Source organism: uncultured Thalassospira sp. (assembly GCF_963976115.1).
In the GTDB taxonomy this organism is placed as follows: domain Bacteria; phylum Pseudomonadota; class Alphaproteobacteria; order Rhodospirillales; family Thalassospiraceae; genus Thalassospira.
Window position 1 is genome coordinate 20,214 of record NZ_CAXBJJ010000001.1, and the last position, 12,700, is coordinate 32,913.

Here is a 12,700-nt window from a genome sequence, read left to right on the forward strand (position 1 = left end):
CTTCTCCTGGGCCAATATATCCATTAGATTTAATCGTTAGGTTGCCGCCAGAAAGCCAAAAAGCGCAGCTTATTGAATTAGAAACGGTATTACTACTTGCATATTTCGTCTCGCAGCTTCCGGCAACGGCAGGCGGCGTGGCCAGGGAAAAACTGCCAATCACGGCAAGCGATGCCCCCAGCATCAAGCGATACCTTAACCCGCCAGAAATTTTAATATTCTTCATTAGAAAAACTCCCCTAAACAACGTGTTTGCAATGCCATTACAAAGCAAAAATGATATTGTTGTAATAACAAGAAAGGGAAAACAAGGAAACGACATACAAAGTAATTAAATGAAACATTACGTTACAAATATCGCCATCGTTGGGATCTTTAAATAAACACGATCTAATTTGAGTCTGGCATACTGCATTTTTGCTTGCGACGGTTTCAAACCACCGGAATTCGATTGATCCGCGCAGATCGCACCAGTATTTAAGGATTGATCCCTGTCCAACCAAAACGGATGCCCAAATGGAGCCTGATGCTCGCACATTGATGCTTATGTTCGTGATCCTGTCGGCATTTTCAACACTTCTGCTGGCAGCGTTATGGTGGATGCATCCGCAAATAAAAGGCCTTTCCATATGGGCCATCGGCATGGGCATCAGTGTGATCGGCAGCATTTTGCTGTTTGGGCGCGGTATCGTTCCCATGTTTGTTTCTGTTTTCGGGGGCAACACGCTGCTTCTTGTCGGGGTGACACTTATTGCTGTGGGAAACAATATATTCGCTGAACGAAGCCCCCCCACCCGATTTTTGGTGTTTCTGGTGATCGGCTTTTCAGTTCCGTTTTTTCTATTGTATGATCAACCCGAAGCGTTTGGTGTACGTGTTGGTGTTAGCGCCACAGCCCTCATGGTTTTTTCGTTTCTGGCCGGACTGCCATTGCTAAAAATACCAACAAAAACGAACCCGCGCGAAGCCTTCGTCATCTATCTTGTCGCAGGTGCTTTTTTGTTCAATGCGGCGATTAATTTATTCAGGGTCGGTGCGGTTGTGTTCGGTGAGCCCACACCAGGTTTGTCGATGTGGGAAGGTAATGTTACCGCCTGGTATTACCTTTGGAACTGTTTATTTGCCTGTTGCATCGCAAGCGGTTTTCCCGTTCTGGTTACAGAAAGACTAAGTAACCAGTTGAGATTACGTGTTTCCGAACTGGATTTTGCTCGGCATGTGGCGGAATCAGCTTTAACCGAACAACGCAATTTTTTAACCATGATTTCGCACGAGTTCAGAACACCTTTGTCCATCATTGATGCATCAAGTGAAGTCATTTCCTGTAACCTGGAACCCAACGATAACAACACAGAATCCATTGAGGAAATTTCGCGTATTCGACGCGCCACACGCCGTCTGGCGAACCTGATGGAAGGATGCCTTGCCGATGAATGGCTGGCGTCAACATCGCACATATCGCAAAAACATCGTCTGGATATCAGGGAAATACTGGAAAACCTGGCGATTGAATATGATGTCACGATTGAATGGCGGTTTGAAAGAACGCCATTGGTTAATTCCGATTCTTATCTGCTTCCGGTCGCCATATCTTCTGTTATCGACAATGCCTGCAAATATGCCAAATCATCTAAAAATGTTCGTATCATTGTTGAAATGCGTGAAAATCCAAATCCGGTAATGCTTATCAATGTTCTTGATGACGGACCGGGAATTGACAGGGCTGACGCCGACCGCATTTTTGAAAAATACTACCGGGCTCCCAAAACCCTTCAAAAACAGGGCACGGGGTTGGGATTATACCTTGCGCGTAAAATTGTCGAATTGCACCACGGAACCGTTAAAATCGGCAACGCTTTTGATCTCGAAAACCTTCCTGAGTGCCTTAAAAATGGCACCGTTTTTCAAATTGAGCTCCCTGCTTCATTTAACGAACAGCCTGCCGACACTTGAAAATAGTTAGAATGTGAAACGGATATCCCATGCTTCATAGCCCTACCGAGATCCGTGTCATCCTTGTGGATGATGAAGAAGACTTCCGCATTCCCGTCATGCGCTTTTTAACCAAGCACGGCATGAATGTTAAGGCCGCCGGGTCTATTGAAGAACTCTCGCCGCTTGTTGCGGCCTTCAACCCTGATATTATTGTGCTCGACATAAATCTTCCTGGCGAAAGTGGCCTGGCAGCAATAGAGCGATTACGCAACGATACCAAGGCTGGCTTGATCATGGCAACCGCACGGCGTGGTGTAAATGATCGCATTTTGGGGTTAACCCTTGGTGCAGACAGCTATTTGGAAAAACCGCTTGATGTCAGAGAGCTGGCACTTGTTATTCGAAATTTGTCGCAAAGAATCGGCCCTCCTGTGCAAGAGGTAAATGCAGACTGGATCTTTGATGCAGAAAAATGGCTGCTTATCTCGCCAGACAACGTTTCGGTTCGGCTATCGGCTGCGGAATATGCCATTTTAACCATCTTGAGTAAAATTCCCGGACAACCGGTTTCCCGGGACGATTTGTTTGCCGGCCTGGGCAAAGAAACAATCAGCAGTGATGACCGCAGCCTGGATGTCATTGTATCGCGGCTGCGTCGAAAATTTGTCGGAACGTCGCATTCTTTGCCGTTAAAATCGGCACGCAGTATTGGATATGTTCTTTCCGGCATCACCATCCATGGGCAACCAAGGAATTTTTCGCGCTAAATGTATATCCCCGCCCACCTGATGTTAGAGATTGTCTGTTCAGACCGGTAAGATTCGAATCTTGATGGTGCGATACATGGTTACATTTTAACCAGTGACCCATGGTGCATGCAATATATGCAGATGGTTTATTGCGTAAAATCCCGTATCTCCGCAGAATCTTTGCCAAAACCGGTAAAGCCGGGCGGCATATCGTGCGGGTTCCATCATTTTCTTCATAGATATGTAAAAAATCAGTAGAAATACGGGGGCATCACGCGTCATTATTGACGGACAAGATGATACTCGGGGGACTCATTTTACGGCGGCGATGCTGCCTGGCTCCCCTTTTCAAACGTCATATCAAGACGCAAAATAGCAACAGGGGGCTCTTTTTTACGTTATGAGCACAGCAACACCCGCCCTTAAAGTCGAAGGGATGCATAAGAGGTTTGGTGATCACGAAGTGCTCAAAGGCATTGATCTGACTGCCAATACCGGTGATGTGATTTCCATTATCGGTTCGTCGGGGTCTGGTAAAAGTACCTTCCTGCGCTGCATCAACCTTCTTGAAACGCCCAATGCCGGTCATGTTTATGTTCATGGCGAACTGATCAAGATGCGTGCCCTGGCTGATGGTAATCAGGAACCAGGCGATAAAAAACAGTTACAGCGTATTCGTACCAAGCTGGCGATGGTGTTCCAGAGCTTTAATCTGTGGAGCCATTTGACAATACTTGAGAACGTCATCGAGGCACCGGTGCATGTGCTGGGTGTTCCCAAAAAACAGGCGATCGAGCAAGCCGACGCCCTTTTGCACAAGGTCGGAATGTATGAACGCCGCGATTATTATCCCGGTCATATTTCTGGCGGACAGCAACAGCGTGCGGCCATTGCCCGGGCGCTGGCGATTGAACCCGAAGTTATGCTTTTCGACGAACCGACATCGGCGCTGGACCCGGAACTTGTTGGTGAAGTTTTAAAGGTCATGACCGATCTGGCCGAAGAAGGCCGGACAATGCTGGTGGTGACCCATGAAATGGGGTTCGCCAAGGGTGTTTCGAACAAGGTGATGTACCTGCATCAGGGACTTGTCGAAGAAGCCGGAGACCCCAAAGAGGTTTTCGAAAATCCAAAATCAGAACGCATGAGGCAATTCCTTCAGCGTGACTACTGATCTGGACGTTTCGGTGAGCGGTGGCGGGCCGGAACAGGGAGGGTGCAGCATAAGCTGTCTTCTCGTTACAACAAGGGAGACTATGAATGAAGAACTGGATCAAGGCCGCTGCGATTGCAGCTGTCGGTATTGCATTTAGTGCATCTGTCGCAAGTGCCGCCTGGGAAAAGGTTGTGGTTGCAACAGAAGGTGCTTATCCTCCGTTTAACTTTGTCGATAAAGACGGCAATTTACAGGGTTTTGATGTCGATTTCACCAAAGAGCTTTGCAAAACTGCAGGCGTTGAATGTGAAATCGTTGCACAGGACTGGGACGGCATTATTCCAGGCCTTCTGGCGAAAAAATATGACGCTGTCATTGCTCAGATGTCGATTACTGAAGAACGTAAACGTTCGATCGATTTCACCAACTATTACTGCGTCACACCGGCTGTTTTTGTTGGCAAAGACGGCATGAAGATCGAAGCCTATAAAGATGGCGAAGTCATCGAAGATGCGCTTGACGGCATGGTTATCGGCGTTCAGCGTTCGACCACCCACGCAAACTTCCTTGAAGACAATTTCCCCAATGCTGAAATCCGCATGTATGACACCCAGGACAACGCCTTGCTGGACCTGACGGCAGGCCGTATTGATGCGACCCTGGCAGATTCGGGCGTTTTGCTGGAATGGGTTAATTCCGATGCAGGCAAAGGCTACAGCTTTGTCTCTGACACTTTTGCGCCGGCTGAATGGTTTGGCGAAGGTGCAGGTATTGGTCTGCGCAAGGAAGACCAGGACCTGAAAGAACTGTTTAACAAAGCCCTGGCCGAAATGCTGGCCAATGGCAGCTATGAAAAACTGAACAAAAAATATTTTCCGACGATTAACCTTCACCCGCGGTGATCGGTTCAGAAACAGGGGCGACACTGCGGTGTCGCCCTTCCCTTATTGTCGGACAATAATTACCGACATCAAGGCATGCGGGAGAGATCATGTTTGATTTATATGGCCGCGGCTGGCAAATGCTTGATGGTGGAATTGTCACCATTCAACTGTGCCTGACGGTGTTGCCTTTTATGATTGTTATTGGCCTGTTGGGTGCGTCGGCAAAATTGTCGCGTTTTAAAACCCTGCGCGTCATCGGAGAAAGCTATACGGTTATTATCCGTGGCATTCCCGAACTTCTGGTTATTTTACTGATCTATTTTGGTGGCACCATTGCGGTTCAAAACATTGCTGAAATGATCAGCGGCGAAGAAGCCCGTGTTGATATTCCGGCTTTCTGGTCTGGTGTTGCGGCTTTGGCGCTGGTACAGGGGGCTTTTGCTTCTGAAGTTTTTCGTGCCGCCATGCTGGCCATTCCCAAAGGCCAGATCGAAGCGGCCATTGCCACCGGCATGACCCCCTTTCAGATATTTCACCGTATCAAATTGCCACAACTGTGGCGCTTTGCCCTGCCCGGCCTGAACAATCTGTTTCAGGTTTTAATCAAGGATACCGCGCTGATTTCTGTGGTCGGGGTTGAGGAAATCCTGCGCAAGGCAGCGGTTGGGGCGGGCACGGAAAAGGCACCGTTTACGTTTTATCTGGTCGCAATGCTTATGTTTCTGGCTTTTACGACCGTGTCGCTGATCGCGTTTAATCGTCTTGAAAAGCGGGCTTCCCGCGGCATAGCGAGGACATAGTCATGTTTGAAGATCTGATCTATGTTCTGGAAAAATACCATGGCTGGCTGTTTGACGGCTTGCTGCTCACCCTGCAACTGCTCGTCATTTCAGTCATTTTCGGCAGCCTGCTGGCCGTTCCTTTGTCCATAGCCAGAACATCCAAAAAACTGTGGATTCAGGCTGTTCCTTTCGGGTTTATCTATCTGTTCCGTGGCACACCCCTGATCGCCCAGCTTTTTATGATGTATTACGGCGTTGGGCAATTGATCGCCAATATTGATGGCATTCAAGATAGCTGGACATGGACATATCTGCGCGATCCATATTGGTACTGCCTGATAACCTTTATTCTTAATACGGCGGCCTATGTTGCTGAAATTATGCGCGGTGGTATCAATAACGTGCCCGGTGGCGAGGTCGAGGCCGCACGAGCCTGCGGCATGACGCCGCTGACAACCTATCGCCGGATCATTTTCCCGCGGATGTGGCAAATTATTTGGCCCGCCTATACCAACGATGTCATTTTCACCCTCAAAGCAACGTCACTGGCATCGACCGTAACAATGATGGAATTAACCGGAGCCGCCCGCAAAATTGTGGCCCGCACCGCCCTGCCCTATGAAGCCTTTATTTCGGCCGGGGTTATTTATCTGATCATTGTTTACGTGCTGACTTTTGGTTTTAAAGGTATTGAAAAATATCTGCGCCGCAATGAATTCCGCCAGGCAGACAAAAAGCCGACTGTAAAAATTGGCACCCAGGCCTGAGTGCAACCTGTTTCCACATAGACAGCGACCGGTGTCCTGCCACCGGTCGTCCTTTTAAGGTTCCCGACGATCATGACCCGTTCATCCGTGGCAAGTGCGTCCCTACGCCCGCGTAAAAACATGCGACTGGCAGTCAAGCTGCCTTTGCTGGTCGCAATTAGCTCGTTGATATCCATTCTTGTTCTTGGGGCGGCGGATTACTGGCTGGCTTCCAACGATATCCGCAGCTTGTCAGCCGACAAGCTGACCGCGTTGCTTGATGCGCGAACATCAACCCTGAACCGGCTGTTGACGGTCGAAAACCAGTCGGTCGAACGCCTCGCGGGGAGCCTGCAAATCAAGGAAGCCAACGACAGTTTTGCCTCAGGCTGGGCCCTTGAAGGCGATGGACGGGAAAAAAACCTGCGGCGTCTGTTTATTGATGAAAATCCAAACCCTGCTGATCAGCGTGCTGCGTTGATCAAGCCCGACGAACGGACACCCTATACCCGCTATCATAACCGTTTCCATGTTGATCTGCATGCCATCGCAACAGAACGCCAATATCGATCCCTGATGCTGGTCTCGTTAACGGGCGATGTTATTTACACCGTTAATAAACGCGATGAATTTGGCCGCAACATCAATGATACGCAGTTCCCCTATCCCGGCCTGTCGACCCTGTTAAAAGGTGTGATGGCCGACCCCACCCACATCCCGGTCGCCTTTGGCGACTTTTTGCGCAACGTTCCCGATATGATTTCACGGTTCATTGTCGCCCCCATCATTGCGGACAAAGGCGATGTACGCGGGTTTCTGGTGGTCGAGGAACCGGTCTCGGAAATTAACGATGTCACTGCCGACCCAGCCGGCCTGGGTGATACCGGGTCAATTTATCTGGTTGGACCCGACCATATGTTAAGAACAGTTGACCGGCAACTGAACGCAGCAAATGACGACAATCAGTCGGTATTGACTGTCATGCGCGACACCACACCGGTACGCGCGGCCCTGAGTGGTGAAACCGGGGTAATGACCTATCGTGATGCCAACAATGTCGACAGGGTTGCCGCCTATCAGCCCATTCAATATGGCGGGGCGACCTGGGCAATGATCGCCGAAGCCCGGGTAAGCGAAATCATGGCACCGATTGCCAAGCTGCGTAATTCCATGATCCTGCGCGCGATTGCCATTCTGGTGGTGATTGGTCTGGTCGGACAATTTATTGTTCGCCGGGTTATCCGCCAGCTTGATGAAATTCGTGCCACCATGGTCCGTTTGGCGGATGATGATCTGGCTGCCGAAATTCCCTCGACCGAGCGGACCGACGAAATTGGCGAATTTGCCCGCGCCCTGGCGGTGTTTAAACGCAATATTCAGGAACGGCGCACCATGCGGCGTAAAGAAGAAGAAAAGAAGGCCGAGCAACTTGCCCATAGTCAGCATCTTCAATCGCTTACCGAAAAATTCGAAGATGACATTACCAATATTCTGTCCACGTTGAATTCCTCGATGGGTCAGTTGAACCATGCTGGCCAGTCCATGATGTCGGCAGCCGACAAAACCCGTTCATTGGGGGCCGATGCCCTGGGTCATTCGCAAAATGCAGCTGGCGACGTGACGACAGTTTCAACGGCCACGGCCGAACTGTCATCCTCGATTGACGAAATCGGTCGCAATTCATTAACGGCGCGCACCAAATCCAGGGAAGCCGTTACAGAAGCCGAGGCCGCCAATGGCAAAATTCTCGACCTTGATCAGTCCGTCGGCAAGATTGGCGAAATCGTTGCCCTGATTAGCGGCATCGCCGAGCAGACCAATCTTTTAGCCCTTAATGCCACCATCGAGGCGGCACGCGCCGGGGATGCAGGCAAAGGATTTGCCGTGGTTGCCGGTGAAGTGAAAAACCTTTCATCGCAAACCGCCCGGGCGACCGAGGAAATCAGCGCCCAGATTGGCGAAGTGCAGGGTGAAACCGCCGAAGCGGTGAAAGCCATTAAAACCATTACCCAGACAATTGGCGAACTCAGCACGCTAACCGGCAGCATTTCAGCTGCAATTGAACAGCAAGGCAGTGCCACAGCCGAAATATCACAAAGTGCAACATCGGCGGCTCAGGGAACGCAGTCTGTTATTTCCTCGATTGATGGTGTGGCCCGTGCGTCAGAAGAATCAGAAGATGCGTCGCGCGAAGTAACACGCGTCTCTGACGAGCTAAACCAGCAAGCCATTTCCCTGAAATCAGCCGTGGATGGTTTTTTGTCTGGCGTTCGTCGCAATTGATCTAATATCTGTTATTTACTTGTTTTCAACATGTCGGCGCCACCAACGCCCGGCTTAGCAACCCAAAGGTCTCAAATGCAGCAACAGCGCATTGAACTTCTTCGCCCCCAGATGGGTACCTGCCGCACTCTGACCGTGCGCACCTATGGAACGCCGGGAAAAGGCCCCAAGGCCTATTTTCAAGCCGCCCTTCATGCCGATGAATTGCCCGGTGTGCTGGTATTGCACCATCTTGAAAAACTGCTGGCCGATGCCGAAGCCAAAGGCGATATCATTGGCGAAGTCGTGATTGTTCCGTTTGCCAACCCGATTGGCTTTACCCAATATGTCGATATGAAACCTTTGGGCCGGTTTGACATGCGGACCGGGCAAAATTTTAACCGTCATTACCCTGATCTGTGCGACGACCTGATTGTTGCCGTGAAAGGCAAACTTGGCCAGGACGGCGTGCAAAATGTTACCGTCATCCGCACTGAACTGCGCCGCCTGATCAAGGAACGCCGGGCATCATTGGGGCCTCTGACCGATTTGCAGGATTTACGCTTTACCCTGGCGGAACTGGCTATTGATGCCGATCTGGTTATGGACCTGCATTGTGACTGGGAAGCCGCCATGCATCTTTATACCAGTGATTCCAGCTGGCCCGCTGCGGCTGATCTTAGTGCTCAAATTGGCGCGGGAGCCTGCCTGATCGCCGAGGAATCCGGTGATAATCCGTTTGACGAAGCCTTTAGTCTGCCGTGGGTGGTGATGCGCCGTGAATATGGCGAGGCATTTCCCATCCCGATGGCAACACTGGCAGCCACCATTGAATTGCGCGGCGAACAGGATGTGTATGATCATTACGCCACCGAGGATGCGGCAAACCTGTTTTGTTTCTTGCAACGGCGCGGCGTAATCGCGGGTGACCCCGGCCCCCTGCCCGCAGCCAAATGCGATGCAACCCCCCTGGCAGGGGTGGACCGCGTTACCGCCACCCATGGCGGCATGATCGTCTTTTCAACAAAACCGGGCGGTATGGTCAAGGCCGGTCAGGAACTGGGATATGTCCTTGATACCGAAACCGGTGAAAAAACCCCGTTTAGCAGCAAAACAGATGGCTTCATGTATGCCCGTGTCGGCGGGCGACTTGTGGTACCGGGCGGCTTGTTATGCTCGGTCGCGGGGCCAAGCGTGTTGCCAGGCAAAACCGGCAATCTGCTAACTGCGCGTTGACGACTGCAGGCTGAAGCGATAGCTAGAATATATTGTTTGCGGGGTCCGGGCGGTTGTCCGGACCTTGCCTGTTTACGGTACATCACAGGGCAATATAATGTTCGACATCAAAAAAATACCGGAAACGATTGAATTGGCAGAAAAGTCTGTCGTCGTGAATGAAGAAACTGCCAAGCGGGCCATTTCGGTTCTGGATCTGACCAGCCTGAATGATGACGATACAATCGAAACCATAGAAGCCCTGTGCGCCAAAGCCCAAACCCCGGTTGGCAATATCGCGGCGGTATGTGTGTATGCACCGTTTATTGAAACGTCGTGGAAATCTTTGGGTCAAAGCGGCATTAAAACTGCCACTGTGGTCAACTTCCCGGATGGCGGGCAAAATGCCCAGCGTGTTGCCGATGAAACCGCCAATGCCGTTGCCGCCGGTGCCGATGAAATTGATGTTGTTTTGCCCTATCGTGCCTTTCTTGCGGGCGCCCCTGATCGTGCCGCCGAGGTTATTACCGCCACCCGGCAGGCCTGTGGTCCTTTCATAACCTTAAAGGTTATTCTGGAAAGCGGCGCATTCCCCGATGCACAAACCATTTATGATGCCGCCCGTCTGGCGATTACCAACGGGGCAAATTTTGTCAAAACCTCGACCGGCAAAGTGCCAACCGGCGCAACACCGCAAGCCGCTGTTGCTATGTTGACGGCCATTCGCGATGCCAAGGCAGAACAAGGACTGAATTGCGGATTCAAGGCATCGGGCGGTGTTAAAACAACGAATGATGCCGGGCTATATCTGGCCATCGCCGATCACGTTATGGGGCCGGACTGGGCAACGCCGACGACGTTCCGTTTTGGGGCCAGCAGCGTTTTAAGCGACCTTTTGGCTGTTTGCGGTGTAAATACCGGCGGCTCATTATCGACAGATGCTGGCAACTATTAACCCAAATACCTATCTGTGAGCTAGCCCCATCCCGGTTTTGGGCCAGGGCGCATATGAGAATACCAGGAAAGGATTTTCCATGGCACGCGCCATTTTAATTGTTGCTGACAGCTTTGGGATCGGGGCAGCCCCGGATGCCAGCAAGTTTGGCGATGTGGGCTCGGATACGCTGGGCCATATTGCCGAATTATGTGCAAAAGGTCAGGCCGATACCAATTTCCGCAAAGGTCAGTTGCGTGTGCCAAACATGACAGCACTTGGCCTTGGCGAAGCCGCGCGGGAAGTGACCGGGCATATTCCGCCCGGGCTGGAACATGGCGGGGCCATTATTGGTGCCTATGGCTTTGCCCGTGAAGTATCGCGGGGCAAGGATACACCCAGTGGCCATTGGGAAATTGCCGGGGTTCCTGTTGATTTTGACTGGGGCTATTTCCCCAACGACGTGCCAACCTTTCCCGCCGAACTGACCGACGAATTGATCAAACGTGCCAAAATTCCCGGCATTTTGGGCAACTGCCATGCCTCGGGTACCGAGATTATCGCCAAACTGGGTGAAGAGCATATGCGAACCGGCAAGCCGATTTGTTACACATCGGCCGACAGCGTGTTTCAAATTGCCGCCCATGAAGAACATTTCGGCCTTGATCGTTTAATGGAAGTTTGTGAAATCGCTTTCACGTTGGTTGAACCTTATAATATTGGCCGGGTTATTGCCCGCCCGTTTGTCGGATCATCGCCCGCCGATTTCAAACGCACCGCAAACAGGCGCGATCTGGCGGTTCCCCCGCCCCGACCAACCCTGCTTGATGTGTTTAGCGATGCCGGTGGCAAAGTCATTTCAGTTGGTAAAATTGCCGATATTTATGCCCAGCGCGGGATCAGCAAAAAGGTTAAGGCTGCGGGCAATATGGCCCTGTTTGATGCCATGATGGCCGAAATTGACCAAGCGCCTGATAACAGCCTTGTCTTTACCAACCTGGTGGATTTCGACATGGAATTTGGCCATCGCCGAGATGTGCCAGGTTATGCCAATGCACTGGAAGAATTTGATGCCCGCCTGCCCGAATTGCGTGCGGCCTTAAAACCGGGCGATCTGGTGATTATCACCGCCGATCATGGCTGTGACCCGTCCTGGCGCGGCAATGACCATACCCGCGAGGTGGTGCCCATTCTGGCCTTTGGCCCGGCGATTGCGCCCGGCCCGGTTGGCGCGCGTGATACCTTTGCCGATATCGGCCAGACGGTGGCTGAACATTTGGGGATCACCATTGCCACGGGTACGTCATTTTTACACGGTTAAGATAACACCACCACGGACAAGGGAGATGACACCATGCAGCTTTCCGCCCTGCGCGTTGAAGCCATCGTCGATACGGTTTGTCCGTGGTGCTATATCGGTAAAAAACGGCTTGAAAAAGCACTCGAGACCGAGGGCTTATCGGGTTTTGCCATTGAATGGCGACCGTTTTTGCTTAACCCCGACATGCCCCAGGGCGGGGTTGACCGCAAATGGTATCTTTCGACCAAGTTTGGCGGCATTGAAAGTGCCAAACGTGTCTATAAATCCATTGCTCTCGCCGGTGCCAGCGTTGGTATTGATTTTAACTTTGATGCCATTGCCATCACACCGGATTCAACCCTGTCACATCGTCTGATTTATAAAATGTGCGCCGAGCGTCCAGATATTGGCAATGCATTGGTCGAAGACATTTTTGCCGCCTATTTTTTGCGCGGGCGCGATATTGGTCACCCCGATGTGCTGGTGGATATTGCCATGCGCCATGGTGCCGATCGCAGTGAAATCATTGATTATCTTCATAGCGACATGGATTATGACTTTGTGGTGCAAGAAAGCCGTCTTGCCCATCAGCTGGGCGTAAGTGGTGTTCCCTGTTTCCTGTTTAACGGACGTCATGCTTTGTCCGGGGCACAGGAACCCGGTATTTTACAACGGATGATCCGCCTCGCCCGGCAAGAAGACACGTTGATTGCGCTATAGAAAATCCGATAGCTTAT

At 51.2% G+C, this 12,700-nt stretch carries 12 protein-coding genes; all 12 read left to right on the top strand.

Features of this window, described 5'->3' with window-relative positions; translation table 11 throughout:
• Positions 1-41 precede the first annotated feature (41 nt).
• The 12 genes from AAC086_RS00085 (at position 42) to AAC086_RS00140 (ending at position 12,683) form a co-directional block, all read left to right on the top strand.
• Complete coding sequence (locus tag AAC086_RS00085; protein ID WP_339773953.1) at positions 42-335, top strand: hypothetical protein; 294 nt, start codon at positions 42-44, stop codon at positions 333-335.
• 469 nt (positions 336-804) lie between these two features.
• Positions 805-1,953 carry a HAMP domain-containing sensor histidine kinase gene (locus tag AAC086_RS00090; protein ID WP_339773954.1) on the top strand — a complete coding sequence of 383 codons (1,149 nt, stop codon included), beginning with the start codon at positions 805-807 and terminating at the stop codon, positions 1,951-1,953.
• 29 nt (positions 1,954-1,982) lie between these two features.
• Positions 1,983-2,702: a response regulator transcription factor gene (locus AAC086_RS00095; RefSeq protein WP_339773955.1), complete on the top strand. Its 720-nt coding sequence runs from the start codon at positions 1,983-1,985 to the stop codon at positions 2,700-2,702.
• 382 nt (positions 2,703-3,084) lie between these two features.
• The gene (locus AAC086_RS00100; RefSeq protein ID WP_339773957.1) at positions 3,085-3,858 is read left to right on the top strand and encodes an ATP-binding cassette domain-containing protein; all 774 of its coding nucleotides are present in this window, start codon (positions 3,085-3,087) and stop codon (positions 3,856-3,858) included.
• Between the two features lie 86 nt (positions 3,859-3,944).
• On the top strand, positions 3,945-4,742 hold the full coding sequence (locus AAC086_RS00105) for a transporter substrate-binding domain-containing protein (protein ID WP_339773959.1): 798 nt from the start codon (positions 3,945-3,947) through the stop codon (positions 4,740-4,742).
• An 89-nt stretch (positions 4,743-4,831) separates the two neighbouring features.
• Positions 4,832-5,524, top strand: coding sequence for an ABC transporter permease (locus AAC086_RS00110; protein ID WP_339773961.1), 693 nt, complete (start codon positions 4,832-4,834; stop codon positions 5,522-5,524).
• 2 nt (positions 5,525-5,526) lie between these two features.
• Positions 5,527-6,273: an ABC transporter permease subunit gene (locus AAC086_RS00115; protein WP_339773963.1), complete on the top strand. Its 747-nt coding sequence runs from the start codon at positions 5,527-5,529 to the stop codon at positions 6,271-6,273.
• A gap of 72 nt (positions 6,274-6,345) precedes the next feature.
• Positions 6,346-8,535, top strand: a complete 2,190-nt coding sequence (locus tag AAC086_RS00120) for a methyl-accepting chemotaxis protein (protein WP_339773965.1) — start codon at positions 6,346-6,348, stop codon at positions 8,533-8,535.
• 75 nt (positions 8,536-8,610) lie between these two features.
• A complete protein-coding gene (locus tag AAC086_RS00125; protein WP_339773967.1) occupies positions 8,611-9,750 on the top strand; it encodes a succinylglutamate desuccinylase/aspartoacylase family protein in 1,140 nt (379 codons plus the stop codon).
• 97 nt (positions 9,751-9,847) lie between these two features.
• Positions 9,848-10,684, top strand: coding sequence for a deoxyribose-phosphate aldolase (gene deoC, locus AAC086_RS00130; protein WP_339773968.1), 837 nt, complete (start codon positions 9,848-9,850; stop codon positions 10,682-10,684).
• A gap of 79 nt (positions 10,685-10,763) precedes the next feature.
• Positions 10,764-11,984: a phosphopentomutase gene (locus AAC086_RS00135; RefSeq protein WP_339773970.1), complete on the top strand. Its 1,221-nt coding sequence runs from the start codon at positions 10,764-10,766 to the stop codon at positions 11,982-11,984.
• Between the two features lie 33 nt (positions 11,985-12,017).
• A complete protein-coding gene (locus tag AAC086_RS00140; RefSeq protein ID WP_339773972.1) occupies positions 12,018-12,683 on the top strand; it encodes a DsbA family oxidoreductase in 666 nt (221 codons plus the stop codon).
• Positions 12,684-12,700: the final 17 nt, after the last annotated feature.

Coding starts and splice junctions, on each gene's coding strand:
- AAC086_RS00095 (WP_339773955.1), top strand. CDS start 1,983: ATGCTTCATAGCCCTACCGAGATCCGTGTCATCCTTGTGGATGATGAA.
- AAC086_RS00100 (WP_339773957.1), top strand. CDS start 3,085: ATGAGCACAGCAACACCCGCCCTTAAAGTCGAAGGGATGCATAAGAGG.
- AAC086_RS00105 (WP_339773959.1), top strand. CDS start 3,945: ATGAAGAACTGGATCAAGGCCGCTGCGATTGCAGCTGTCGGTATTGCA.
- AAC086_RS00110 (WP_339773961.1), top strand. CDS start 4,832: ATGTTTGATTTATATGGCCGCGGCTGGCAAATGCTTGATGGTGGAATT.
- AAC086_RS00115 (WP_339773963.1), top strand. CDS start 5,527: ATGTTTGAAGATCTGATCTATGTTCTGGAAAAATACCATGGCTGGCTG.
- AAC086_RS00120 (WP_339773965.1), top strand. CDS start 6,346: ATGACCCGTTCATCCGTGGCAAGTGCGTCCCTACGCCCGCGTAAAAAC.
- AAC086_RS00125 (WP_339773967.1), top strand. CDS start 8,611: ATGCAGCAACAGCGCATTGAACTTCTTCGCCCCCAGATGGGTACCTGC.
- deoC (WP_339773968.1), top strand. CDS start 9,848: ATGTTCGACATCAAAAAAATACCGGAAACGATTGAATTGGCAGAAAAG.
- AAC086_RS00135 (WP_339773970.1), top strand. CDS start 10,764: ATGGCACGCGCCATTTTAATTGTTGCTGACAGCTTTGGGATCGGGGCA.
- AAC086_RS00140 (WP_339773972.1), top strand. CDS start 12,018: ATGCAGCTTTCCGCCCTGCGCGTTGAAGCCATCGTCGATACGGTTTGT.